This window comes from Nonomuraea sp. CA-143628 (assembly GCF_050942315.1).
Lineage (GTDB): Bacteria > Actinomycetota > Actinomycetes > Streptosporangiales > Streptosporangiaceae > Nonomuraea.
This window is the reverse complement of sequence record NZ_CP192072.1, coordinates 4480261-4503761: the sequence shown is the minus strand read 5'-3', so window position 1 is coordinate 4503761 and position 23501 is coordinate 4480261. Positions and strand designations below refer to the sequence as shown.

Sequence of the window (23501 nt, the reverse complement as noted above, 5' to 3'; positions counted from 1 at the left end):
GCGAGATACGCTGCCGAGATGCTGGTCGTACACGGGGTCTGGACAGGAGACGCCCTCGCCTTCTGGGCAGAGGACACCGACGGCACCTCGCGATCCGCCGGAACGACCGCGGAAGTCGTCGTGCGGCCGCATCCGTTCGCCGCGACCGGTGCCGCGCTCGGCGATCTGCTCGGCCTCACGCCCAGCCCGGCCGTCACGCTCCGTAACCACGCCTCCTCCGCCGAGGGTTCGCAGGTGGTCCTCACGGAACGGCGACCGGCCGATCAGCTGCCTCCGGTCCGCACGGAACGGCGGCCCGGCGATCGGCTGCCTGCGGTCCCGTTGGACGGCTGCGTGCGCGGTCTGCGGTTGCTCCTGCCCGGCTCCGCCAAGGAGCCGCTGGCCTCGCCCGAAGCCGGGCGCCTGTCGGAGATCGTCCGGCCGCGCTTGCATCTGTGGGAGGTGCCCGCCGTAGTCCCGGCCACCGATGACGCGCTGCGGGTGCTCGCCGAACACCCCGGCGCCGCCACCGTACGCCACTGGAGCGTGGTGGCCGAGTTCGCGCGCGATCTCGTACGGCGGGGGCGGGTCATCCCCCAGCTCATCCCCCACGCCCCGCAGCGCGCCGAAGAGAACGGTGGGCGGGCGGTCTGGCGGGCGGTGCTGACCGGGGCCGACGCCGCCTACTTCCGGGACCTCGCCCTCGCCATGCCGCCCGCGTGCCGTACCTCCGAGGTCGAGCGCCCCTCCGTGGAGGTGCTCGGGGCGGCGCTCGACGCGTTCGCCGACGCGCTCGTCCGGGCCACGCTCACCGAGCCGCTCATGACCCGCCCTCGTACGGATCAGGAGCGGTGGCTGGCGGCGCTGACCGGGGCCGACGACAGCTGCCCGGACAGCCCGGAGCTGCGCCGTGAGCTGGAGGAGTGGCGGGCTTCCGTGGCCGCCGCGGACGGGGCCGCCAGGGTGTGCTTCCGTCTGCTCGAACCCACCGGCGATCTCGACGGCGCTGACGATGCCCCTGGCTGGCGGGTTGAGATCGCGTTGCAGGCCGCCGACGATCCCAGCCTCTACGTACGCGCCGAACGCGTGTGGAGCGGCAAGCCGGTGCCCGGCCTGCCCAGGAGTCCGGAGCGCGAGCTGCTGGCCGGGCTGGGCCGAGCCGTACGCCTCTACCCCGAACTCGACCGGGCCCTTCGGGTCGCCCAGCCGACCGGCCTTGAGCTGGACACGGCGGGCGCATTCGGGTTCCTGCGGCAGGCGGCGCCGCTGTTGCAGGCCGCCGGGTTCGGGGTGCAGCTGCCGCGCTGGGCCGGCCGTACCAGGCTGGGGCTGAAGCTGACCACCCGCACCAAGACGCAGAGCGCGGCCACCGCCCAGGGGTTCGGGCTGCGCGAGCTGGTGAGCTTCCGGATCGACCTCGCGGTCGGCGACGAGACGATCAGTGAGGCGGAGCTGGCCGAGCTGGCCAGGCTGAAGGTGCCGCTGGTACGCGTCCGCGGGCAGTGGGTGGAGCTCGACGACCGTCAGCTCAAGGCCGCGCTGAAAGCCGTCGGGGGCGAGCGCACCGGCGAGCTGCCCGCCGCCGACCTGCTGCGTCACGTGGTCCAGGGTGACGACGAGCTGCCGCTGCTGGAGGTCGACGCCGACGGTGTGCTCGGCGATCTGCTGTCCGGCCAGGCCGAGCGGCGGCTCCTGCCGATGGCCACGCCCAGCGGCCTGGACGCCACGCTGCGGCCCTATCAGGAGCGTGGGCTGGCCTGGCTGAGCTTCCTGTCGGCGCTGGGGCTGGGCGGGGTGCTGGCCGACGACATGGGGCTGGGCAAGACGGTCACCACGCTGGCGCTGCTGGTCTACGAGCGGGCCGACACGCCGACGCTGCTGGTGTGCCCGATGTCGCTGGTGGGCAACTGGGAGCGGGAGGCGGCCAGGTTCGCGCCGGGGTTGCGGGTCTATGTGCACCACGGCAGCGGCCGGGACGCCCAGGCGATCGGCGACGCCGACCTGGTGATCACCACGTACGGCACCGCCCAGCGGGACCTGGAGACGCTGCGGCGGGTCGAGTGGCGGCGGGTGGTCTGCGACGAGGCCCAGGCGATCAAGAACAGCGGCACCCTGCAGTCCCAGGCGGTCCGGGCCATCCCCACGAGCACCCGGCTTGCCCTGACCGGGACACCGGTCGAGAACCACCTCGCCGAGCTCTGGTCGATCATGGAGTTCGCCAATCCGGGGCTGCTCGGGCCGCGGTCGCGGTTCAGAACCCGGTTCCAGGAGCCGATCGAGGCGCGCCAGGACGAGCAGGCCATGCGGGCGCTCAAACGGGCGACCGGCCCGTTCGTGCTGCGCCGCGTCAAGACCGACAAGTCGATCATCTCCGATCTGCCGGAGAAGATGGAGGTCAAGGAGTGGTGCCCGCTCACGCCCGAGCAGGCCAGCCTCTACCAGGCCGTCGTCGACGACATGCTGGGCCGGATCGACGACAGCGAGGGCATCGAGCGCCGCGGCCTGGTGCTGGCGGCCATGGCCCGTCTCAAGCAGGTCTGCAACCACCCCGCCCACCTGCTCAAGGACGGCTCGCTCCTGTCGGGCAGGTCGGGCAAGCTGGCCCGGCTGGAGCAGCTCGCGGAGGAGATCGTGGCCGAGGAGGAGAAGGCGCTGGTGTTCACCCAATACTCGGAATTCGGGACGATGCTCCAGCCCTACCTCGCGCAGCGGCTCGACCGGCCGGTGCTCTGGCTGCACGGCGGTCTGCCCAAGAAGACGCGCGACCGCCTGGTCGAGCGGTTCCAGCAGGATGACGAGCCGATGCTGTTCCTGCTGTCGCTCAAGGCCGCGGGCGTCGGCCTCAACCTGACGGCGGCCAATCACGTGATCCATGTGGACCGCTGGTGGAACCCCGCCGTCGAGGACCAGGCCACCGACCGTGCCTTCCGCATCGGCCAGCGCAAGAACGTACAGGTGCGCAAGCTCATCTGCGCGGGCACCCTTGAGGAACGCGTGGACGAGATGATCGAGCGCAAGAAGGCCCTGGCCGAGAGCGTGGTCGGCACCGGCGAGGACTGGCTGACCGACCTGTCCACCGGCGAGTTGCGTGAGGTGTTCCGCCTGACCGCCGAGGCGGTGAGCTGAAATGGCATGGTTCGAGGCCGCCAAGCCGATCAGGGTCGAGGGCGGGCTGCGGGCGCGCACACAGCGGGGTTCGATCGGCTCCACCTGGTGGTCGCGGCGCTTCATCGACATCCTGGAGCGCGTCTGCGACAAGGGCCGCCTGTCGCGGGGCCGCGCCTACGCCCGCGCGGGCCAGGTCCTGTCGATGGACCTCGCCCCCGGCCTGGTGACGGCGGCCGTCCAGGGCTCGCGGCGCAGGCCGTACGACATCAGGATCAAGATCGAGGCGTACGACGAGGCGCGCTGGACCGCCATCGAGGAGGCGATCGCGGCCCAGGCCGTCTACCGGGCGAAGCTGCTGGCCGGTGAGATGCCGACGGAGATCGAGGAGCTGTTCGCCGCGCTGGGCATCGACCTGTTCCCCCGGGACCTGGACATGGAGTGCTCGTGCCCTGACTGGGGTCTGCCGTGCAAGCACCTGTCGGCGGTGCTGTACCTGCTGGCGGAGTCGTTCGACGACGATCCGTTCCTGGTGCTGGCCTGGCGCGGGCGCAGCCGGGAGCGGCTGCTGGGGTCGCTGGCCGATCCGGAGCCGGAGCCGATCGCGGTGCCGGACGTGCCGTTCGCCGACCGGCTGGCCGACTTCTACGCGCCGGGCGCCACCGCCCACCGGCCCGAACGCCGTCCCGCCGCGGCGGCGTCCGATCTCCTGCCCCGCGTCTTTCCGCCGCCACGCGATCTGGCGGACCCGCTGGCCGTGGCGTACCGCCGTCTCGGCCAGCCCCCGCATGGTGAGAGCCAACCAGGGGTATCGCCACCGGATGGCATGCCGTATCAGTGAATTGGTGATCGACTGTCGAGACCCCGAACGCCTTGCCGCGTTCTGGTGTGAGGTGCTTGGCTACGTCATTCTCGGCCGGGACGAGGACGGCAGCATCGAGATCGGTCCTGAGGCCGAAGGCTTCGGCGGCCTCCAGCCGACGCTCGTCCTCAGCCCGGACGACCATCCACGAACCGGAAAACTGCCGTTGCACATCGACGTGAGCCCCACCGACCGCGACCAGGATGCCGAGCTCGAACGCCTGCTGGCCGCCGGCGCCAAGCCCGCCGACGTCGGACAGACGGGCGAAGAGTCCTGGTACGTCCTGACCGACCCCGAGGGTAACGAGTTCTGTCTTCTGCGCCGACGCTTGAGCGGCTAATCGCAAATCCGGGATCGGGCCGCCTGCCGGACGGTTCGGGCGGCGAGCCGCGTACCCTCTAGCGGTCGTCGAAGTCGGCGGGCACCATGACGCGCACCCCGTTGGGCACCACGCGGAGCCGGATCGGGGTGCGCAGGCGCACTTCGCCGTCGACGTCGGCCGCCATCGGCGGGTCGGTCTCCAGCAGCATCTCTCTGCCCATCACGAACGGCCCGCCCGCCAGGCTGCGCCAGCGGCCGGTCGTGGCGCGCACCAGCGTCTCGCCGAGCAGCCGCAGCTTCTTGCCCGAGCCGAGCTGGTAGGCGACCAGCATGCCGTTGTCGATGCTGACGTCCTTGGCCAGCTGCCAGCCGCCGTGGAAGCGGCCGTTGGCGATGTTGAGCTGGTGGGTGAAAAGCTCGTGTCGCGTGCCGTCGACCGTGATGTACGCGCGGAACGGCCGGTGGCCCGGCAGCACCCGCAGCGCGGTCAGCGGGTAGGCGGGACGGCCGAGGATGCGCTTGAGCCACGGCTTGACCGTGCCCGCCACCTCGACGGACACGCCGAAGCTGGCCAGGTTGGCGAACGGCCGGTCACCCGCCATGCCGAGGTCGATGTCGGCCACCTTGCCGGTGGCGAACACCCCCACCGCCCCGGCCAGGTCGAGCGGCAGGCCCAGGCTGCGGGCGAAGTTGTTGGTGGTGCCCAGCGGGAGCACGCCGAGCGCCACGTCGCGGTGGGCCACATGGCGGACGGCCGAGGACAGTGTGCCGTCGCCGCCACCGACGATCAACAGGTCGGGCCGGGTCTCGAGGGCCTGGTCGAGCAGGGCGCGCAGCCGCTTGGGGTTGGAGACCGACAGCTCGGCCTGCGGCTCGAAGCCGAGGGCGTGGATCTGGTCGATCACCTCGAAGTAGTGCCGGCGGCCACGGCGCGAGCGAGTGTTGACCACCACCGCCACCCGGCGGTCCTGACGGATCGCCTCGGTGTGCTCGGTCTTGGTACGCAATTCGCTCATGGTCATCCATGGTAGGTGCGCGGAGTGCCCGCTGGGGCCAGCCGAAGGGGCCGCCGGATGGTCCCGGCGGCCCCTCGATTTACCTTTTGGCGTTACTTCTTCGGCGGGATCACCTGGACGATGGCGCCCAGGTTACCGGGCAGCGGCGAGACCAGCTTGAACTGGATGCCGAGCGCCTTGCCCTCGTCACCCGGGTTGCCGGTGCCGGCCACGTGGCCGCCTCCCAGGTCCGTGCCGTACAGCTCGGTGGCCGGGGTTCCGTCGACGTTCACGACGCGGGTGCTGTACGGCTGGTCGCCCTTGGACGGGACGACCACCGACGCGTCGAAGTCGCGGTAGAACAGGCTGCCGTTCTGCAGTTCCAGACCCGGGTACCAGGTCTTGGCGTCGGTGAAGTTCGGCACGCCCTTCAGCGCCGGGATGTTCGTGCAGTACTCGCTGAACGGCTCGTCCGCCGCCTCCAGGCACTCCTTGAGCGGGTAGGTCTTCCCGAAGGAGAACGCCGCGTTGGACGACTGGGTGCGGCCTTCGAGGTTCTTGTGCCGCGTCGGGTCCTTGGTCGCCGCGGTGCCGGTGCGGCGCAGCGGGTCGAAGTGCGAGTCCACGACCAGCAGGCTGCCCTTCGACCCGATGCTCGGCTGGAGATCGAGGTTGTTGGACAGCGAGTTGTTGGTGAACGTCGAGTCGCGGTACCACACCAGCAGGCCGGGGGCGTTGTACTTGACCTTCTCCACCTTCCACGCCCCGTCGCGGGAGTAGTTGGTGTCGTAGGCGTACTGCAGGCCCTGGTCGAAGCCGTCGAAGTTGCGCCACTCGGCCAGGTAGAAGCGGGACACCTCGCGCGAGCCGTTGTTGATCGTCCAGCCCTGGCCGCTCGTGTTGGTGTGCGTGCCGCCGATGGCCTTCCAGCCGTTCTCGCCGCCTTCGACGTCGTCGCTCCACACGGCGGTGCCGCCGTTGGTGAGCTGGAAGTCGTCGGCGTGCCAGCCGCGCGGGGTGAAGGCCGCGTCGGTGTTGTACGCGAGGCGCAGCTTGATCGTCTTACCGGCGAACGCGTTCAGGTTGACGTAGTCGTGCCGCCAGCCGTCGGTGTTGCCGGTGAGCCCGTACTTCTTGTCGCCGAACGTCTTGAGGTTCTTGTTCGGGTCCGGGTAGCCGTCGGGCGTGGTGACCTCGTTGCCGGCCTCGTCGTAGACCTTCTGCTGGGCCCAGGTCTCGCCGCCGTCGGTCGAGACCTCGACGAAGCCGAAGTCCCAGTCCTGCTCGATCTCGTAGTTGTTCCACATCCAGAACCGCAGGTCGGTCCCGGTGGGCACCGCCACGTCACGGGTCAGCTTGACGTCCGCCCATTCCTGGTCCAGCCCGGACCACCAGGCGTTGGCGCCGCTGTGCGGGTCGACCATCTTCAGCGGCGTGGAGGCCAGGTTCACCCGGACGCCGTCCTGGGTGAGCTTGGGCGTCCGCGACGACTGTCCGACGGTGACCAGCTTGGCGGCGTCGCCCGGGTTGAACGTCTTCGGGTTCGCCCAGCCGAGCACCCACTTGTCCCACAGACCCATGTGGGTCGGCATGGACTGGAAGATCGGCCCGGAGTGCGAGCCGCTCGACATCAGGTCCCAGAAGTCGACGGCGGAGCTGGCCTGGCCCGAGGTGTCGTACAGGTCGGGCAGACCGAGGTCGTGGCCGTACTCGTGGGCGAAGACGCCGACGCCGGAGTCCTCCGGCTGCACGATGTAGTTGGAGATCTTCTTGTCGGTGCCGGGGATCTTGTAGCCGCCGGCCACCGCGCTGGAGTGCGCCCAGATCGCGTACGTGCCCTCGGCGCCGCCGTCGGACGACTTGTCCTTGCCCGCGTGCACCATGACCAGGTGGTCGATGACGCCGTCGGGCTCGCTGAAGTTGCCGTCACCGTCGACGTCGGAGACGTCCTCGACGTCGTAGTCGGCCCACGGGAAGTTGGGCTGGCTCTTGGCCAGGGCGTCCACCGTGTCGATGGCGAGCTGGCCCGCGCCGAGCGGGTTGTCCGGGCTGCCGGTCATGTCCTGGGGAGCGCCACCGCAGGCCGCCGCGCCGTACCAGGCCTCGGAGTGCGGCGCCTTGATCCAGCCGACCGCGGAGCCGGTGACCGAGTAGGCGCCCTTGGACATCTCCTCGTACATCTTCTTCATCGTGAAGCCGGAGATGTCGATGCCGGGACGGCCGTCGCGCGGGTCCTTCAGGTCGGGACGTACGCGCTGGGTGATGCCCTTGTCGCTGTAGAGCATCGTGTTGAAGTGCGAGGTGCTGAAGTCCTTGACCCAGAAGCTGTTGTTGTCCTTCTGCGGCAACGTCGCGGGGTCGGGGATGTTGTTGTGCAGCGGGCCGTTCTTGACCGTGCCCGCCGGCTCGACCACGCAGTCGTCGGGCGCGCTGTCGACCGTGCGCAGGCGGTTGTAGCCGGAGAAGTCGTCGTTGGCCTGCTCGTTGAACTCGACCAGGACGGTCAGCAGCTTGGCGACGCGGGTCTGCTTGGACTTCTTGAAGATGAAGTCGGCGGGGTTGCGACCGGTCTTGATCGCCTCGTTCTCGCGGGCCGCGAGCACACGGGCGGCGGCCGGGTTGCCGCTGGTGAACTTCCTGTCGACCTTCTGCGCCGGACTGAGCGAGCGGGCCTTCTGGTTGGGCAGAAGAGGCTCGTCGGGCGTCTCTTCGACGCGGGGCGGCGCATAGTTGATGTAGAAGTCGGACGCGCCCGGCTCGTACCTGGCGGCAGAGGCGGGGGCGGCGGGGACCGTCAACGCGGCGCCGAGGAGGGCGACCGCGGGTAATGCGGCTAACAGACGCTTTGTGCTGGGCACTGAGTAACCCTCTCTGCCCGGGGTCGCCGGGCGCATGGCCACAGGGTGTGCAATGCCGGAATTTAGAGGGTGGGTAAAGCAAACGTAAAGAGCCCAGTTGAAATGTGATGAAACTAGAACAAAAGCAACGCCCCAGTAACACCGCCCACGATCGCCCCGCCGTAGCAGAGCACCGCGATCAGCGAGTCGTACCGGGCGATGCCGAACAACTCCTCGCTGGTGAACCGGATCCGGTGCGCGGCGTGGAACAGGCAGAGCACGATGACCACGAGCAGCGCGAGCCGTACGAGGACGTTGTCCAGGAGCGCGCGCAGGTGCGCGACCGTCGGCCAGTCGATCACACCGAGCGGCATGAGCACGCCGAACAGCAGGACCAGCACGGGCAGCAGCAGCGCGGCGGCCACTCCCCCGCCGCTGAAGAGCAGCCACAGGTACGGCTCCAGCGTCCGCTTCACGGTGACCTCAGGATGAAGTAGGCGATCAGGACGGACAGGGCCAGCCACGCCGAATGGTTGCCGCCCTGGATCATCCAGGCGGGCACCCGCCAGCCATCGAGCCGGACCACGGTGGCCTTCGGGGCCAGGTTCAGGAACGTGACGGCGTGGAAGGCGGTCGCGACCAGGGCCACCACGTTGACGGCGATCATCCAGGGCTGGGCGGCCAGGGCGGTGAAGTCCTGGAAGGTGCCGCCCAGCAGGGCGCCGACCAGCAGGAGCAGGAAGACGATCGTCCACGCGACCAGCACGCTGGTCAGCTCGCGCAGGACGAAGATCGTGTAGTTGCGGGTACGGGCGAACCAGAACGCGTCCCGCGGCGGCCGGTATGTGCTGCTCATCGCTTGCTCCAGGGCAGTACCGAGCGCAGGGCGGCGGTCAGCTTGCCGCGCTGGATCGCCTCGGCCGGGTCCACGTGCTTGGGACAGACCCGCGTGCACTCCCCGACGAACGTGCAGCCCCAGACCGCCTCCTCCAGGTTGAGCACGTCGAAGCGGTCGCCCATGTCCCGGGAGTCGAGGTTGTAGCGCTGAGCCAGCGCGATCGCGGCCGGGCCGAGGAAGTCGGGGTTGAGCACGTACACTGGGCAGGCCGAGTAGCAGAGCATGCAGTTGATGCACATGCTGTACTGCTTGTAGGCGTCGAGCTGCTCGGGCGTCTGCGCGTACTCCGTGGTCAGCGGCAGTTCCTCGCCCTCCCTGATGAGCCACGGCCGCACCGACGACAGCTTGGCCAGGAAGTCGTCGATGTCCACGACCAGGTCCCTGATCACCGGGAAGCCCTTGAGCGGCTCGATCCTGATCGGCCCGTCGCCGTACTCGGTGAGGAAGGTTCCGCAGGTCAGCCGGGGCTCGCCGTTGACGGTCATGCCGCACGAGCCGCAGATGCCCATCCGGCACGACCAGCGGAACGACAGGCTGCCGTCGAGCCGGTCCTTGACGTAGTTCAGGCCGTCGAGCACCGCCCAGTCGGCCGTCAGCGGCACGTCGTAGCCCTGGAACACCGGCTCGCTGTCCTGACCCGGCCGGTAACGGGCGATCTCCAGCCGGATCGTGCGGGTGGCCGCCGCCTGCCGTACGGACTCTTCGGTGTCAGTCACGTCCATAGACCCTTTCCCCCGGAGGCCAGCGGGTGATCGTCACGGGCAGCAGGCCGACCGACGGCGTGCCGTCGGGCGCGCGGTGCACCAGCGAGTGCGCGAGATAGGTGCTGTCGTCCCTGGCGGAGAAGTCGGTGCGCTGGTGCGCGCCGCGCGACTCCGTCCGGTTGAGCGCGCAGGCGACGATGGCCTGCGCGACGTCGAGCATGGTGTGCAGCTCCTGGAGGTTGATCAGCTCGGTGTTGAACGTCGTACTGGAGTCGTCTACGCGCGCATCCGCCGCGCGTTCGCGCAGCTCGGCGAGGGTGTCGACGGCCCTGGCGAGCACGCCGCCGGTCCGGTAGATCCCGGCCGCGCCCTCCAGCGTGTGCTGCATCTCCTCGCGCAGGTCGGCGATCCGCTCGCCCTTGCCCGACGCGTCTCGCGCGCGCTCCAGCCGCCGCCGCTCGTCGTCCCCCTGCGTCCGTACGGCCTGGGGCTCGCCCTGCTCTTTGTGCTCTTTCGCGAACCTCGCGGCGGCCAGGCCAGCCCTTCTGCCGAAGACGAGGATCTCCGGCAGCGAGTTCGAGCCGAGCCGGTTGGCGCCGTTGATGCTGACGCACGCGGTCTCACCGGCCGCGAACAGCCCGGCGATCGGAGTGGCGCCGTCGAGGTCGGTGTGGACGCCGCCCATCATGTAGTGCACGACCGGGCGGACCGGGATGAGGTCGGTGGCCGGGTCGAGGTTCTGGTAGCTCTTGCACAGTTCACGGACGAACGGGATGCGGGCCTCGATCTTGCCCTCGCCGAGGTGGCGCAGGTCCAGGTAGACGACCGGCCCGTACGGGGTGTCGACCGTGCGGCCGAGCTGCTGTTCGTGCACGAACGCCTGGGAGAGGCGGTCGCGCGGGCCCAGCTCCATGCTGCGCAGCTTGGGCGTCGGCGTGGGTTTGCCCAGGTCATAGTCCTGGAGGTAGCGGTAACCGTCCTTGTTGATCAGCCAACCGCCCTCGGCCCTGGCCGCCTCGGTGATGAGGATGCCGGTGAACGGCAGGCCGGTGGGGTGGTACTGGACGAACTCCATGTCCTTCAGCGGCGCGCCCGCCCGGTAGGCCAGGGCCATGCCGTCGCCGGTCTTGATCGCGGCGTTCGTGGTGAAGGGGAAGACGCGGCCACAGCCGCCGGTGGCCAGGATGACAGTCCTGGCGGGGATGGTCTCGATGCGACCGGTCCTGATGTCGACGGCCACGACGCCGTGGACCCGGCCGTCGTCGACGACGAGCTTGGTGACGTACCACTCGTCATACCGCACGATGTCCCGATATTTCAGTGTTGTTTGGAACAAGGTGTGGAGAAGGTGGAAACCGGTCTTGTCGGCCGCGTACCAGGTGCGCATCCGCTTCATCCCGCCGAACGGCCGGACGGCCACCCGCCCGTCCGGCTCGCGACTCCACGGGCAGCCCCAGTGCTCCAGCTGGATCAGCTCCCGGGGCGCCTCCTCCACGAACGCCTCGACCGCGTCCTGGTCGCAGAGCCAGTCGCCGCCGGAGATCGTGTCGTAGCAGTGCTCGTCGAGCGTGTCGCCGACGCCGATCACCGCGGCGGCGCCGCCTTCGGCGGAGACCGTGTGGCTGCGCATCGGGTAGACCTTCGACACGACCGCCACCGTGAGCGCGGGGTCCGTCTCGGCGACCGCGATGGCCGCGCGCAGACCCGCTCCGCCTCCTCCGACGATGAGCACGTCGATCATGCGATCAGCTCCCGTGGTCGGGTTGTATCGGGTCCTTCACCCGCTTGCCGTCATGGCGGATGGCGGAGAGGTGGATGCTGCCGTCGTGGTACTCGTGGCGGATCCTGCGGCAGCCGCAGTCGAAGAGCTGGTCGCGGATCACCAGGCCGTAGCCGTCGTCGTCGACGAGGCGCTCGCCGGCGGACTTCTTGCCGCAGGGGGCCGTCTCTGGCGTGAAGGGAGTCTTCGTGCCTGTCATCGCCGATCTCCTTAGATGGGCGAAACGTCATCTCCACACAAGCACCCCGGCCTTCTTCGGAGAAGGCCCGGTTTGGGCGGCTTTCGGATGGCCTCTGAATGCCTTCGAGCTGCCTTTGGGCGGCTTCCGAGCTGCCTTTGGGCGGCTTTCGAGCTGTCTTCGGGCGGCTTTACGGCAGAGGCCGGTCAGCCGGGCTTCTCCTCGGTCTCTTCCGAGCCTTCCCCTCCGCCCCCTTCGCTCTCCACTTCCTTGGCCCCCTCATCAGCCTCCTTAGCCCCTTCATCCAGTTCTTCCCTGGGCACTTCCTTCGCCAACGGCGGATAGTGCAGGTCGAACGCGGGCCGTTCGGACCGGATGGGCGGGAGGAAGGTGAAGTTGTGCCGTGGCGGCGGACACGAGGTGGCCCACTCCAGGCTGTTGCCGTAGCCCCACGGGTCGTCGAGCGTCACCTTGGGCGCCCGCCTGGCCGTCTTCCAGACGTTGTAGAGGAACGGCAAGGTCGAAGCGCCGAGCAGGAACGCCCCGATGGAGGAGATCTCGTTCATCCCGGTGAAGCCGTCGGCGGGGCTGTAGTCGGCGTACCGCCTGGGCATGCCCAGCGCCCCGAGCCAGTGCTGGATCAGGAACGTGGTGTGGAACCCGATGAACAGCGTCCAGAAATGCACCTTCCCCAGCCGGTCGTCGAGCATCCGCCCGGTCATCTTTGGCCACCAGAAGTAGAACCCCGAGAACATGGCGAACACCACGGTCCCGAACACCACGTAGTGGAAGTGCGCGACGACGAAATACGTGTCGCTGATGTGGAAGTCGAGCGGCGGTGACGCCAGAATGACCCCGGTCAGACCGCCCAGCAGGAACGTCACGAGAAACCCGACCGCGAACAGCATCGGCGTCTCAAACGAGAGATGCCCCCGCCACATCGTGCCGATCCAGTTGAAGAACTTCACCCCTGTCGGCACCGCGATGAGGAACGTCATGAACGAGAAGAACGGCAACAGCACCTGACCCGTGGGGAACATGTGGTGCGCCCACACAGTCATCGACAGTCCGGCGATCGCGATCGTCGCCCCGACCAGCCCGCCATATCCGAAAATCGGCTTGCGGCTGAACACCGGGATCACCTCGGTGATGATCCCGAAGAACGGCAACGCGATGATGTACACCTCGGGGTGCCCGAAGAACCAGAACAGGTGCTGCCAGATCAACGCGCCGCCGTTGGCCGGGTCGAAGACGTGCGTACCGAACTTGCGGTCCGATTCGAGCACGAGCAGCGCGGCGGCCAGCACGGGGAACGCCATGAGGACGAGCATGCTGGTCAGAAGGGTGTTCCAGGTGAACAGCGGCATCCGGAACATCGTCATGCCGGGGGCCCGCAGCCCGATGATCGTGGTGATGAAATTGACGGAGCCGAGAATCGTACCGAGGCCCGACAACGCGAGCCCCATGATCCACAGATCGCCGCCGATGTGCGGCGTGAAGGTGGCGGTGGAGAGCGGCGTATAGGCGAACCACCCGAATTCGGCGGCCCCGCCCGGCGAGACGAACCCGGCCAGCACGATCAGCCCACCGAACAGGAACATCCAGTACGCGACCGCGTTGAGCCGGGGAAACGCGACGTCAGGAGCGCCGATCTGCAACGGCATGATCACATTGGCGAACCCCGCGAACAGCGGCGTGGCGAACAACAGCAGCATGATCGTGCCGTGCATGGTGAACAGCTGGTTGTAGAGCTGCTGGCTCACGAGTTGCATCCCGGGCTGTACCAATTCGGCCCTGATCACCATGGCCATAATGCCCGCGACGAGGAAGAACCCGAACGAGGTGATCAGATAGAGATAGCCGATGACCTTGTGATCGGTCGTCGACAGCCAGGACACAATGATCTTCCCGGTGCGCCGGCGTCTGACCTGCTCGATCGAGGTCTCGCGAACTGTCGTCACGAGTGCTCCCTCCTTTGCGGAGTGTGCTCTGCCCCCGATCCTCCAATTCCACGCCAACGATCGCCATACGGGAAGCAATTTTCAACATTCGCCGCACACGTCTTTGCCTGGCACCCCTTTTTCGGCCCTTATGGCATGCACGCGGCGCATGGATTCCATGCGAGATCGTCGCTGGTGGACCACCCTCGGCCCCCGTAACGTTTCCCAATATGTCCCCCACCCCACCCTCCACCGAACCTTCCGCGGGACCCTCCACCGGACCTTCCGTGGGGCCTTCCATCGGACCCTCGATGGAACCCTCCATCGGACCTTCCATCGGACCTTCCGCCGGACCCTCCATCGGCCTTCACATGCCGAACGGGTTCGCCGCCGCCGACCGCCAGGGCGCCGCCCACGTGGCAAGGCTGGCCGAAAGCCTGGGCTACGAGTCATTGTGGACCGCCGACCACGTAGTCCTCCCCAGCCCCCGAGTGGACTCCGCCCCTCTCGAACCGGACGCGCCACTGCTGGACGCCGTGGTCTCGCTGGCCTTCCTGGCCGCCCACACCGAGCGCATCCTGCTGGCCACCGGCTGCGTCGTCCTCCCCCAGCGCGACCCGCTGATCCTCGCCAAGCAACTGGCCAGCGTGGACGTCCTCAGCGGCGGCCGCCTGATCTTCGGCGTGGCCGCCGGCTACCTGGAGCCCGAGCTCCGCGCCCTGGGCGTCCCGATGTCCGACCGAGGCTCCCGCGTGGAGGAGTACCTGGCGGCCATCCGCTCCCTCTGGCAGGACGAGAAGCCCGCCTTCGACGGCCGGCACGTCTCCTTCAAGGACGTGGACGCTTACCCCCGCCCCCTCCAGCGCCCGGTCCCCGTCATCATGGGCGGCCACTCTCCGGCCGCCCACCGCCGAGCCGCCACGCTGGCCGACGGCTGGTACGGCTGGATGCTGGGCCTACGCGCCACGGCCGCCCAGCTGGCGTCACTGAGGGCCGTCTCGACCAAACCCCTGCACATCTCGGTCACCCCGGCCCGCCGCCTCGACCCCGCCACTGTGAGGTCGTACGCGGAACTGGGCGTGGACCGCCTCATCGTGGCCATCCCACCGGGCCTGTCCTTGCCCGAGCTGGATTCGTTTATCAAACGAAACGCCCCAGCCGAATTCCTCACATAAGTACCGAACCTTTCTCCGCTTACCGGCATCCAACTCCGCATGAACATAAAGAAGATCACCCTGCTGACCGGCGGCGCCCTGGTTTCGGCCCTGCTGCTCCCACCGGCGGCGGCCCTGGCCACCCCAACGATCCCGAAGAACTTCCTCCTGTACGAAAAGGAGGCCCGCAAGGACACCAAGCACGAACACTGGCTCCTCTCCCAGAACGACAACTTGATCGAGGTGGAGAACATCCAGTGCTCGGGCGCAAAGCTGAAAAAGGACTGGATCGCCCGCCGCGACCTCACCTATGACCCGCACATGGGCGGCGGTGAGAAGACCAACGCGGAACGCGGCGAGCAGGTCTTCCTCTTCGCGAAGGCAAGCGCCGCGGAGAAACTGATGACCGAGTTCCGCACCCGCCTGACCAAGTGCGGCAAACTGGTCAAGGTAATCGACCCGAAAATCGGCGACGACTCGGTGGGCGCCTCAAGGGCCACCAAGGCGACGAAGTCCAATCCCGTACCCCAGACCCAGCAGTTCATCGCGGTCCGCAAGGGCGCGGCCATAGCCATTTATTGGGACATGCACAACGACACCCCGGCCATCAGAACCCTGGCTAAGCACCAGTCGGACGCGACAAAGATGGCGACGAAGCTCTGCAGCATCGGCGGCTGCTGAACGCCCTGGCCAACAGTCAGTTCAACGTCCTGGTCTTTAGACGAACTGCACACCCACCCCAGCTGACAGGACGCTGACGTCGAGGAGATGGTTGTCCACCTCTGTTGCCGTCAGCCGCAGCCGCCAGGGCGCATGTGGACGTCACGCCTCAGCCGGGAATCGCGGGGCCCACCTCTTCAATCCTGACCAGTCCGAGACCTTCGCAGATCCGGTCAGGCGACGCGTTGCCAGGTGTCCCCGAAGTCGGCGATGACCTTCAGTTCTCCGCCCAGGGCGTGGATGTACAGGCTGAGGGTGGCCAGTTCGGCGATGGACCCGCTCTCAATCGCCGAGACGCGCTGCTGGGACACCTCCATCGCCTGGGCCACCTCGGCTTGGGTCAGCCCGACCTTCTTGCGCATGTCGGCCAGAAACCCCCCGCGCACCTGGGCTACCCGGCGCTCCCGTGCCTCCTGCAACGCCTGCCGGTCGTCGGGGTGGACGAACTCAGCGATGAACTCATCACGCGTATAGGAATGAAACTCGGTGCTCATGACAGCTCCTTCAGATACGCCTCATACCACTGCTCGGCCAGCGGGATGGATTGTCGGTACCACTGGTTCCATTGGCCGGACTTGTCGCCTGCGACCAGCAGGACCGCGTTGCGGAGGGGGTCGAAGATGAACAGGATCCGTACTTCGCTGGTTCCGCTGGACCCGGGCCGCAACTCTTTGAGATTGTGCAGGTCGGAGCCGCTGATCCGATCCACCAAGGGGCGTCCCAGGGCCGGGCCCTCATCCAAGAGCCGGTCGACGGCCTCGGCCACCAGCCTCCGCGTCAGTGGATCTCCAGTACGCAACTCGTGGAGCCAGTCGCGTACCTGAGTGGTCAACACCAGCCGATATGCCATCCGCCCTCCAGACACAACAATATTATTGTACTCCGGGAGAGGCAAATGAGCACGACTTCGACCCCGCTCGTTTCCAGACGAAACCGCCGGCCTGCTACCAGGCCTGCTGGCAGCTGTCAGGACCCCAGACTCCCAGCGGCAAGCGACGACGAGCTTACAAACAGACGATCAGCCGCTATGTCATGGCCTCACCTCCGCCCTGCTGGGCGCACGAGTCATCGAGGCCAAGTGCGGCAAACTGATCAAGGTAATCGACCCGGAAGTCGGCAAGGGCCTCCGCTTCGCTCCGGACGTTCTCCCAGGCGGGCTACCGCCCGCCCCCTGGGGGACCTCGCTCCGCTCGGACCGCCTTCCCAAGGGCTACGCCCTCACGCTTCGCCATGGGGAGGCGGAAGCTTGGCTGGAGGCTCAAGGTGGGCCTTCAGCGGACGCGGACAACGGTTAACGGGCATACAGCACCCGCTTACGGCAGTAGTCCCAGCCCGATCGCCCCCCAGAACCGTTCGCCACCGCCTCACACCACCAGCGAGGGTCACTGGTTCCGCCCACCATGGGTGCCTTACCAGAACGGCGCCATGTCAAGACCGGTGGTCACGGGTAGCTCCGGTGGTTGAGCGGTGTGGCAGGGGTATGCGCTGGCTGGTGATTCGGGATGGGGCACGCCGTTGGCGGCCGCGTTGCGTGAGTGCGGTTCCTGACCTACGTGTTGATCTTCGGGCGCGATTTCGGCCCAGATGACTTTCCCGCCCCGTGGGGCGGGGTAGCTGTTCCAGCGGCGGGCCAGGGCCCCCACAGCGGCCATGCGTTGATCGAGTGGCGTTGTGTCAGGTGGGGTGGGGTCGGTGTCCCACACGTCGATGATCAGGGCGTCGGCACGGCGGTGTACCCGGATGCTGACCACGGCAAGGGTGGTGAGGTCGATGTCGCTGTATCGGAGGTTCGGGTCGGGATAGCCGGTGATCTCTACCGCACGGGCGATCAAATGCTCGGCGACCTGCTCGGCGGCGTGATCGAGATGTGCAAGGCCCCAAAGCCGGGCGGCGATCCGCGCGACTTGCGCACCGATGGTGGTCGCGGTGTGCAGCGCCAACAACGTGATTTCAGAAGCTGGGCCTACGGTGGGCGGCACCGGCGCGAACCGGCCGCTCATGACACTCCCCGATCCTCAGCAGGAAACACCAGCGGTTCTCGGAGATAGTGAGCGAGGGTGGGTCGCAAGGTCCATGGGGAGCACGCTGACCAGGACCGCCACCGCCGCGCCCGCAGGTGTGCGGGTCGGCATAGCCGGCACCGGCCGCGCGCGTCGACGCGGTGCCGCCCATTGACTCCCAACAGCGCCCCGGCAAGGCGTAGCACCCACTGTTTGGCCTTGGCCTGGTCAACGATGATCGCGGGCACCTGACTCACTAGCTGCTCAAACGTCCGGTCGTGGATCGGTGCGGTCATGGCGCGATCCCGTCGTCCATGACGACCACCTCGCACCGGGTCTCTACCTCGATCAGCATGCGCATGCCTCGGTAGATGCCGTCGAACTCCGACAAGTGCCTCGGGGCGGGGATCACGACGGCGGTGATGTCCGGCCTGCGTAGTGCGTGGAGGAGGGCCCCGAATGCTGACCGGCGGAACGGGTGACGGTCGGTGTAAATATCGACCAGGTCCAGCCCGGAGCGGGTCGCGAACGCCGACAAACGCCCGGTGACCTGGTCACTGTCAGCGGCGCTGGTGTCGGGCCGAACCCGCACGTACCCCACCGCCAACCGTCGCGCCGTGGGCGAAAGGACGGTCCCGGATAGCGTTCCCGGATGCGTGACCGCACCGGCCCCGACAGCGGGGCGGCTGTCCGCCGCCGTGATCCCCATGCTGGTCACCGGCTCCGATGGTTCCAAGTGTGTGGCCACTGTGCCTCCCTGCTGGTCGGTGGGGGTGCTCCCACAGTGACCAGCCGCCCACGCGTGGGGCCATGATCGATGGCGCATACCGGCATGCGCCCGGCGCATATCTAGATTCAGACAGTGAGCGCACGATTACATTTGACGTGCAGGATTCGCGGATCCGATGTGGCGGTGATCCAGATGACGGACACGAACGCTCGACACTGTCGCGCATGTGGCACGACAAGGCTTGCTCGGGACAACACCAGCGGCCGGTGCGCGGCATGCACGACCGGCACGCGCGGCACCGCCGATGTACCCGATGGGCCGCAGCGGGTTCCGCCGGAGTTCTGGAATCACCCCAACATGCGGGCGGCGCTGGGCCGGTGGCATATGGGACGGGTGATCGCGGCCTACCGGACCCACCAGCACCACGGCCGCCCGCTCCGACAGGAAACCGTGGCGGCGTGGGTGGGCATCACCCAGCCCCAGCTCTCCCGGATCGAGAACGGCCCCGCCATGGTCGATTTGGGCAAGCTGACTCAGTGGGCGCGGCTGCTCGATATCCCGACCGAGCTGCTGTGGTTTCAGGTTCCGGAGCAGCGCGCCCCCTGCCCGGCGCGGCACGTCCCCATTCCGGCTCCGGCCGTGGTGGTGGAGGTACCGCCTGGCGAGGGGCCAGCCGGTGATGACACGGCGACTATGCGGGGATGGCGGGTCATGGACGCCCAAATCGGGGGCGCGTACCTGTATGGCACCGTCACGGCGTACCTGCGTGACCAGGTGGGCCCCCGGCTGTTCGGCGGGGCGGGTGGCGCTGATGGTGTGGCGGTGTTCACCTCAGCCGCCGCGCTCACCGAAATGGCGGGGTGGATGGCACACGAGGCCGGGCGTGATGAGGACGCCCGGCGGCACTTTCACCGGGCCTGGGATCTGTCTACGATCGGGCGAGACCGGCATCTCGGCGTTCACGTGCTGAACAGCGTCGCGCACCTGGCCCACCACCAGGCCCGCCCCGATGAGGCGATCAGCGTGGCTCAGGCGGCCGCGCGGGCATTGGCCACCGGCCCACATAACCCCGAACTCCAGGCGAAATTGTTGGCCACACAGGCCCGATGCCATGCCACCCTCGGCCAAGCGCGGGAGGCGCGGGCGCTGCTGCACGACGCTGAGGCAGCCCTGCAAGGCACCCACGATGAAGCCCCATCGCCGTGGGTGTCCTCCTTCGATCAGGGAGCGCTGGCTTGTGACGCCGCCCGCTGCATGCGGCAGCTCGGCGACCTCCCCGCAGCGCAACGTCACGCCGAGCGCGTCCTAGAGCTACGCTCTGCCGGTCGTATCCGCTCCCGCGCATTCGGGAATCTCACCCTAGCCAGCGCCCTTATCGGACAGGGGGAGTTGGAGCGGGCGTGCGCTGTCGCCACCGACGTGATCCACTCCACCCAGGCGCTCGGCTCATACCTGGTCATTCAGCAATTTCGTGAGCTCCGCGCCCTCCTTAAACCCCACACCGCACCTATCGCGCGCGCCGTTGTTGAGTCTCTGGCGGAGGCATTGCGACAGCGCGTCTGGTGGTATCAATGGCTCACCGACAGCAACCCCCGGCCTGACACACCAAAGGCATGCCACCATGACCGATCCTGACCTCCGGCCGCTGTATGAACGTGACCCCGCCGCGTGGCACGCGCAGCTCGCCGAAGGCAACGCCCGTCAGGCCCGTAAACGGGTAGCGGCTGATGCGCTGATCCGCGACCACGACGGCCGCGTCCTGCTGGTCGACCCCACCTATAAACCGGACTGGGACACTCCCGGCGGCATGGCTGAAGCCAACGAACCACCCATGGACGCGCTACGCCGCGAACTCGCCGAAGAACTCAACCTCCAACTCCCCGAACGCATGGCGCTGGTGTGTGTGGACTGGGTAGCCCCGCACGGCCCGTGGGACGACCTATTGACGTTCGTTTTCGACGCCGGAACCCTCACAGCCGATGAAATCACCGCGCTGCGCATCACCGACGCCGAACTGGCGGCGTTCGAGTTCTGCACCTCCGACCAAGCACAGAAACGGCTCCGCCCTTACGTGTGGGCCCGCCTGTCCGCCGCTATCACCGCCGCCGACACCGGCACCGTTGCCTATCTCCACAATGGCCGCCCCAGCCCATAGCTCAGCCCCGGCACTTGGCCCCCACCGGGGCGTTTGCGGGTCATAAGAGCTAATCGGGGCGCGCTGCTGAGCTTGTCACCAGGGTGATACCCCCTCGAAGCACAGCCCGGAGTGCTTGGACTGCTCAGGCCGCGTTGGTGCGGTGTCCAGTGAAGCTCACCTGGGTGTCGTCGTTGTCGAGGGCGATGTTAAGGGTGGCGTCAAGGGCCTCGGCCAACTTGGCTAGAAGCGGCAGTGTGGGGACGGTGTCAGAGCCTTCGATCCGGGAGACTTTCGCCTGGGTGAGGCCTGCGCGGTCGGCCAATTCAGCCTGAGTGAGCCCGAGTTCGGTGCGCCGGTCGTACACCGCCTTCGCCAGGGCCATGGACAGCCGGATCTCGCGACGAGCCTCGGCCACGTCCTCCGACTCGGTGAAACCTGCGGCGAGCTTGCGTTCGCGCAAGATCTTCCAACGGCTGTGGCTCATTGCTCTCTGAACTCCTCGTGTGCTGGACCGTGTTCGGCCTCGCAGACGTTCTGAGCGAGCTTGGCGCGCCTGACTTCGGCATCCTCTCGTATTCTCGCGATCTGGCTCCGTCCCGCCTTAATCGCCAGCGGCGATCACGGTCGGCGGGCTGGCCTTGATGCTGCGCAAGCGCAGCAGGGTCCTGCCGTAGATGTAGGAGGGTTGCCGCGCGTAGCGGTCGAGACGCACCAGCCGGACCGTCCCTGTGGCACCAGGAGCCAACAAGTCGAGCGCTTCGGTCAGCAGTGCGGCAGCCCGTTCGGACTCAGCGGTGATGCCGCACGCTCCCTGGCCGGAGTGGTCGATGGCCATCCATGAGAAGAAGGCATCGGTGTCGAAGTGCATGAATACATCAGAGCCGTGCGTGGTAGCACGCCAGAAGAGGACACTAGGAGGCGCAGCCGGATGTCCGCCCCCATGTCCGCCCGTCTCTGGAGGTGCGCTGGATGACGATCACGTCCCGGCGGTTCCTGTCTGGGCCACCCGGCTGCTGGCCGCCCGTACCACCCGAGGCTGGTCGCAGCGAGAACTGGCCCAGCAGCTGATCAAAGCCTCTGCCAAACCGCTCCCCGAGCCGGCGAACCTGATCCGGCGAACCTGATCCGGCGCATTCGCGGCCACGAAACCGGCGAGCACCGGCCCGACGCCTTCTACACCAAGCTCTACTGCACTGCGTTCGGCGTGACGGAAGATCAGTTGTTCGGCACCGTCCTCAAACCGGTCCCCGCACTCGCCCTTCCGTCACTGACGCCCGACCCTGACCTGTACGAGCGCATAACCCGCGCTATCAAGAACCCGCCACGGGTCGATCTGGAAACCGTGCAATGGCTGGAACACTGCCTGGCCGAACACCGCCGTGCCGAGGACACCATCGGTAGCCGTCCGCTGCTACCACTCGTCCACGCTCAGCTGTCCACCGTGGCAGACCTCGCGAGGGGCGCCAAGGGGCCGCCGGCTGATCGGGCGGTCGCCGTCCTCGCCCAGTACGCCCAGTTCATCGCTTGGATGTGCCAGGACTCCCGTGACCATCCCGCCGCGCTGGCCTGGTACGACCGCTCCCACGCCTGGGCTGTCGAAGCCGGAGACGCCTGCCTCGCTTCAACCACCCTGAACATGCGCGCCCACCAGGCATGGAGCCTCGGCGACGCACACCGCTGCGTACGCCTCGCCGAGGCCTCCCGCTGGCAGGACGGCCGGACAACGCACGGCGTGCGAGGCATGGCCGCCCAAATGGCCGGCAGGGGGCACGCCCAGATGGGTGAGGCCAACCAGGCACGCACCAGACTCGCCGAAGCCGAAGAACTCATCAGAACCGCGGCCGAACACCCCGACGACGAGCCGCCCTGGATGTACTTCTACGGCGAGGGCTGGTTCCTCATGCAGCGCGGCATGGCCGAACTGGAACTCGGCGACGGCCGCCCCCTGCTCAAAACAAGCGCCCTCACCTGCAAATCCGGCCCTCATCGAGAAATCGGACCGGGAAATGATCAGACCAAACCACCTCGTGGATTCAGGCTCAGGCCAGCCCCGTCTGTGGCCCGACAACTCCTACTATCCGAATTCGGCATGCCGAGAAAAGGTTATTTGGTCAGGAAGACTCATTAATAAGCTCAAGGGCCTCGCTCAAGCCGCCTTCTGCGATGATTTTTCGCTCTCCAGTAGAAGCGGCAATTTCACGCTCAAGGATTTCAGACACAGCCGGACAAAATTCCGCCATCCCTCCCAACAGAAAAACAATACCTTGAAATTCTTCTCCCATAGCACCCGTCGCAGCATCTTCAATAAGCGGAAGCATCCCCATTATTCTAATGCGGCAATAGTCATCAATTTTCAACTCGCCCCCGTCCATGAATACTGTACGACCATGCGATGTTCCTCTGAACATTGCATCGAGCAAGTACCACGCTTCAGCCGAAAGATCTCCCCTTCTTTCGAGCTCGGCAAGGATAACGTCCGCAACTCCTGCGGCAGCAGAGTACAGGCTGCCTTGATTCACCACTTCGCAATACAGACTACCGTGAGCCGAACTGCGCTCCTGGGGCCGCTCGGAAAAGATCTCATCGATCAATCTGGGTATCATTTTTGCATCCCCAGTCAATGTGCTCAACCGTGACCAGTCCCACTCCACCAGCACCCCCATGGACCATTCTCTTGAGCTGAAACATTATCGGGAAACTTACTTTCGTTGATCCGCCCTTGACATGTAGAGCAATCTTTAGCATCTTTACGCTTGTTTGGCCATTGTGGATTACCGTATCGAATATCCGCGGGATTAGGCCCTTGGCGAACTAGCGTCTTTCCGCCCTTACGCAAATCATCTAGCCGGTCACCGGGTCGGCGGCTACGACCTGGTCACCGATCTTGACACCTTCGATCGGCTTGGCGCTGCCGTCGGCCATGAGGACCTTGGTGCCGGGGACGAAGCTGTTGCCTGGGTCGCAGTCAAAGATGGGCGCCGTTGGTGGCGTGCCGTCGGAGTCCGGGTCCGTCTGGGTGGGCTCGACTGCGGCGACACCGCCGGTGTCGGTCACCTTCCGAGTGTCAACGACCCGATCAAGCCCTATGCGTCGTAGCCAGGCCCGTCAATTCCCGTCTTCTCTCACTACGGGTGCCGTAGCCCTAGGCTTCATGGCTATGG

24 protein-coding genes are annotated in these 23501 nt (G+C 67.2%); 8 read left to right on the top strand and 16 right to left on the bottom strand.

Annotation, left to right across the window (positions count from 1 at the left end; translation table 11 throughout):
- Positions 1-18 precede the first annotated feature (18 nt).
- Genes ACQP2T_RS20775 through ACQP2T_RS20765 form a run of 3 tightly spaced genes read left to right on the top strand, consistent with a single transcriptional unit; the run spans position 19 to position 4286 of the window.
- Positions 19-3105, top strand: coding sequence for a DEAD/DEAH box helicase (locus tag ACQP2T_RS20775; protein WP_433517759.1), 3087 nt, complete (start codon positions 19-21; stop codon positions 3103-3105).
- A gap of 1 nt (position 3106) precedes the next feature.
- Complete coding sequence (locus tag ACQP2T_RS20770) at positions 3107-3925, top strand: SWIM zinc finger family protein (protein ID WP_433517758.1); 819 nt, start codon at positions 3107-3109, stop codon at positions 3923-3925.
- Entirely contained in the window at positions 3906-4286 is a 381-nt protein-coding gene (locus tag ACQP2T_RS20765) for a VOC family protein (RefSeq protein ID WP_433517757.1), read from the top strand. Before ACQP2T_RS20770 ends, ACQP2T_RS20765 begins: the two co-directional genes overlap by 20 nt.
- Before the next feature lie 58 nt (positions 4287-4344).
- Here ACQP2T_RS20765 and ACQP2T_RS20760 read toward each other — a convergent pair whose 3' ends face one another.
- The 8 genes from ACQP2T_RS20760 to ctaD form a co-directional block, all read right to left on the bottom strand.
- Positions 4345-5283, bottom strand: coding sequence for a diacylglycerol/lipid kinase family protein (locus tag ACQP2T_RS20760; protein ID WP_358551412.1), 939 nt, complete (start codon positions 5281-5283; stop codon positions 4345-4347).
- Between the two features lie 92 nt (positions 5284-5375).
- A complete protein-coding gene (locus tag ACQP2T_RS20755) occupies positions 5376-8120 on the bottom strand; it encodes an immune inhibitor A domain-containing protein (protein ID WP_433517756.1) in 2745 nt (914 codons plus the stop codon).
- 113 nt (positions 8121-8233) lie between these two features.
- The gene (frdD, locus tag ACQP2T_RS20750; protein ID WP_358441536.1) at positions 8234-8575 is read right to left on the bottom strand and encodes a fumarate reductase subunit FrdD; all 342 of its coding nucleotides are present in this window, start codon (positions 8573-8575) and stop codon (positions 8234-8236) included.
- The gene (locus ACQP2T_RS20745) at positions 8572-8955 is read right to left on the bottom strand and encodes a hypothetical protein (protein WP_433517755.1); all 384 of its coding nucleotides are present in this window, start codon (positions 8953-8955) and stop codon (positions 8572-8574) included. Before ACQP2T_RS20745 ends, frdD begins: the two co-directional genes overlap by 4 nt.
- Positions 8952-9713: a succinate dehydrogenase iron-sulfur subunit gene (gene sdhB / locus ACQP2T_RS20740; protein ID WP_357951084.1), complete on the bottom strand. Its 762-nt coding sequence runs from the start codon at positions 9711-9713 to the stop codon at positions 8952-8954. Before sdhB ends, ACQP2T_RS20745 begins: the two co-directional genes overlap by 4 nt.
- Positions 9706-11442: a fumarate reductase (quinol) flavoprotein subunit gene (frdA, locus tag ACQP2T_RS20735; protein ID WP_433517754.1), complete on the bottom strand. Its 1737-nt coding sequence runs from the start codon at positions 11440-11442 to the stop codon at positions 9706-9708. Before frdA ends, sdhB begins: the two co-directional genes overlap by 8 nt.
- A gap of 4 nt (positions 11443-11446) precedes the next feature.
- The gene (locus tag ACQP2T_RS20730; RefSeq protein ID WP_357951079.1) at positions 11447-11680 is read right to left on the bottom strand and encodes a hypothetical protein; all 234 of its coding nucleotides are present in this window, start codon (positions 11678-11680) and stop codon (positions 11447-11449) included.
- 185 nt (positions 11681-11865) lie between these two features.
- Positions 11866-13620, bottom strand: coding sequence for an aa3-type cytochrome oxidase subunit I (ctaD, locus tag ACQP2T_RS20725; protein ID WP_433517753.1), 1755 nt, complete (start codon positions 13618-13620; stop codon positions 11866-11868).
- 350 nt (positions 13621-13970) lie between these two features.
- On the opposite strand from ctaD, the gene ACQP2T_RS20720 reads away from it, so the two are divergent.
- Positions 13971-14774, top strand: coding sequence for an LLM class F420-dependent oxidoreductase (locus ACQP2T_RS20720; protein WP_433517752.1), 804 nt, complete (start codon positions 13971-13973; stop codon positions 14772-14774).
- A 39-nt stretch (positions 14775-14813) separates the two neighbouring features.
- Positions 14814-15434 carry a hypothetical protein gene (locus ACQP2T_RS20715; protein ID WP_433517751.1) on the top strand — a complete coding sequence of 207 codons (621 nt, stop codon included), beginning with the start codon at positions 14814-14816 and terminating at the stop codon, positions 15432-15434.
- Positions 15435-15646: 212 nt separating this feature from the next.
- On the opposite strand, the gene ACQP2T_RS20710 is transcribed toward ACQP2T_RS20715, so the two are convergent.
- The 4 genes from ACQP2T_RS20710 to ACQP2T_RS20695 all read right to left on the bottom strand — a co-directional run bounded on the left by ACQP2T_RS20710 (position 15647) and on the right by ACQP2T_RS20695 (position 18221).
- On the bottom strand, positions 15647-15967 hold the full coding sequence (locus ACQP2T_RS20710) for a helix-turn-helix domain-containing protein (RefSeq protein WP_433517750.1): 321 nt from the start codon (positions 15965-15967) through the stop codon (positions 15647-15649).
- The gene (locus ACQP2T_RS20705; RefSeq protein ID WP_433517749.1) at positions 15964-16323 is read right to left on the bottom strand and encodes a type II toxin-antitoxin system RelE/ParE family toxin; all 360 of its coding nucleotides are present in this window, start codon (positions 16321-16323) and stop codon (positions 15964-15966) included. The genes ACQP2T_RS20710 and ACQP2T_RS20705 overlap by 4 nt, the downstream gene beginning before the upstream one ends.
- 559 nt (positions 16324-16882) lie before the next feature.
- Entirely contained in the window at positions 16883-17473 is a 591-nt protein-coding gene (locus ACQP2T_RS20700; protein WP_433517748.1) for a hypothetical protein, read from the bottom strand.
- Between the two features lie 292 nt (positions 17474-17765).
- Positions 17766-18221 carry a recombinase family protein gene (locus ACQP2T_RS20695; protein WP_433517747.1) on the bottom strand — a complete coding sequence of 152 codons (456 nt, stop codon included), beginning with the start codon at positions 18219-18221 and terminating at the stop codon, positions 17766-17768.
- 339 nt (positions 18222-18560) lie between these two features.
- Between ACQP2T_RS20695 and ACQP2T_RS20690 the strand changes: the two genes are divergently transcribed.
- Both ACQP2T_RS20690 and ACQP2T_RS20685 read left to right on the top strand, forming a co-directional pair.
- The gene (locus tag ACQP2T_RS20690) at positions 18561-19838 is read left to right on the top strand and encodes a helix-turn-helix domain-containing protein (protein ID WP_433517746.1); all 1278 of its coding nucleotides are present in this window, start codon (positions 18561-18563) and stop codon (positions 19836-19838) included.
- Positions 19825-20358 carry an NUDIX domain-containing protein gene (locus tag ACQP2T_RS20685; RefSeq protein WP_433517745.1) on the top strand — a complete coding sequence of 178 codons (534 nt, stop codon included), beginning with the start codon at positions 19825-19827 and terminating at the stop codon, positions 20356-20358. Before ACQP2T_RS20690 ends, ACQP2T_RS20685 begins: the two co-directional genes overlap by 14 nt.
- Before the next feature lie 124 nt (positions 20359-20482).
- Here the strand turns inward: ACQP2T_RS20685 and ACQP2T_RS20680 are convergent, their stop codons facing one another.
- Complete coding sequence (locus ACQP2T_RS20680; protein ID WP_433517744.1) at positions 20483-20800, bottom strand: helix-turn-helix domain-containing protein; 318 nt, start codon at positions 20798-20800, stop codon at positions 20483-20485.
- 141 nt (positions 20801-20941) lie between these two features.
- The gene (locus tag ACQP2T_RS20675) at positions 20942-21208 is read right to left on the bottom strand and encodes a hypothetical protein (protein ID WP_433517743.1); all 267 of its coding nucleotides are present in this window, start codon (positions 21206-21208) and stop codon (positions 20942-20944) included.
- Between the two features lie 336 nt (positions 21209-21544).
- Here ACQP2T_RS20675 and ACQP2T_RS20670 point away from each other — a divergent pair, with 336 nt between their 5' ends.
- On the top strand, positions 21545-22468 hold the full coding sequence (locus ACQP2T_RS20670) for a hypothetical protein (protein ID WP_433517742.1): 924 nt from the start codon (positions 21545-21547) through the stop codon (positions 22466-22468).
- On the opposite strand, the gene ACQP2T_RS20665 is transcribed toward ACQP2T_RS20670, so the two are convergent.
- A complete protein-coding gene (locus tag ACQP2T_RS20665) occupies positions 22452-23003 on the bottom strand; it encodes a hypothetical protein (protein WP_433517741.1) in 552 nt (183 codons plus the stop codon). The genes ACQP2T_RS20670 and ACQP2T_RS20665 overlap by 17 nt on opposite strands.
- Before the next feature lie 178 nt (positions 23004-23181).
- Positions 23182-23394, bottom strand: coding sequence for a Hint domain-containing homing endonuclease (locus ACQP2T_RS20660; protein ID WP_433517740.1), 213 nt, complete (start codon positions 23392-23394; stop codon positions 23182-23184).
- Positions 23395-23501 lie beyond the last annotated feature (107 nt).

What these genes read in the sequence shown, in the direction of transcription:
- ACQP2T_RS20690 (WP_433517746.1), top strand. Translation starts at nt 18,561, where the DNA reads ATGCGGGCGGCGCTGGGCCGGTGGCATATGGGACGGGTGATCGCGGCC.
- ACQP2T_RS20665 (WP_433517741.1), bottom strand. Translation starts at nt 23,003, where the DNA reads ATGGGGGTGCTGGTGGAGTGGGACTGGTCACGGTTGAGCACATTGACT.
- ACQP2T_RS20775 (WP_433517759.1), top strand. Translation starts at nt 19, where the DNA reads ATGCTGGTCGTACACGGGGTCTGGACAGGAGACGCCCTCGCCTTCTGG.
- ACQP2T_RS20685 (WP_433517745.1), top strand. Translation starts at nt 19,825, where the DNA reads ATGACCGATCCTGACCTCCGGCCGCTGTATGAACGTGACCCCGCCGCG.
- ACQP2T_RS20770 (WP_433517758.1), top strand. Translation starts at nt 3,107, where the DNA reads ATGGCATGGTTCGAGGCCGCCAAGCCGATCAGGGTCGAGGGCGGGCTG.
- ACQP2T_RS20745 (WP_433517755.1), bottom strand. Translation starts at nt 8,955, where the DNA reads ATGAGCAGCACATACCGGCCGCCGCGGGACGCGTTCTGGTTCGCCCGT.
- ACQP2T_RS20700 (WP_433517748.1), bottom strand. Translation starts at nt 17,473, where the DNA reads ATGAGCGGCCGGTTCGCGCCGGTGCCGCCCACCGTAGGCCCAGCTTCT.
- ACQP2T_RS20760 (WP_358551412.1), bottom strand. Translation starts at nt 5,283, where the DNA reads ATGAGCGAATTGCGTACCAAGACCGAGCACACCGAGGCGATCCGTCAG.
- ACQP2T_RS20675 (WP_433517743.1), bottom strand. Translation starts at nt 21,208, where the DNA reads ATGCACTTCGACACCGATGCCTTCTTCTCATGGATGGCCATCGACCAC.
- ACQP2T_RS20720 (WP_433517752.1), top strand. Translation starts at nt 13,971, where the DNA reads ATGCCGAACGGGTTCGCCGCCGCCGACCGCCAGGGCGCCGCCCACGTG.
- ACQP2T_RS20765 (WP_433517757.1), top strand. Translation starts at nt 3,906, where the DNA reads ATGGCATGCCGTATCAGTGAATTGGTGATCGACTGTCGAGACCCCGAA.
- ACQP2T_RS20715 (WP_433517751.1), top strand. Translation starts at nt 14,814, where the DNA reads ATGAACATAAAGAAGATCACCCTGCTGACCGGCGGCGCCCTGGTTTCG.
- ACQP2T_RS20705 (WP_433517749.1), bottom strand. Translation starts at nt 16,323, where the DNA reads ATGGCATATCGGCTGGTGTTGACCACTCAGGTACGCGACTGGCTCCAC.
- ACQP2T_RS20730 (WP_357951079.1), bottom strand. Translation starts at nt 11,680, where the DNA reads ATGACAGGCACGAAGACTCCCTTCACGCCAGAGACGGCCCCCTGCGGC.
- ACQP2T_RS20710 (WP_433517750.1), bottom strand. Translation starts at nt 15,967, where the DNA reads ATGAGCACCGAGTTTCATTCCTATACGCGTGATGAGTTCATCGCTGAG.
- frdA (WP_433517754.1), bottom strand. Translation starts at nt 11,442, where the DNA reads ATGATCGACGTGCTCATCGTCGGAGGAGGCGGAGCGGGTCTGCGCGCG.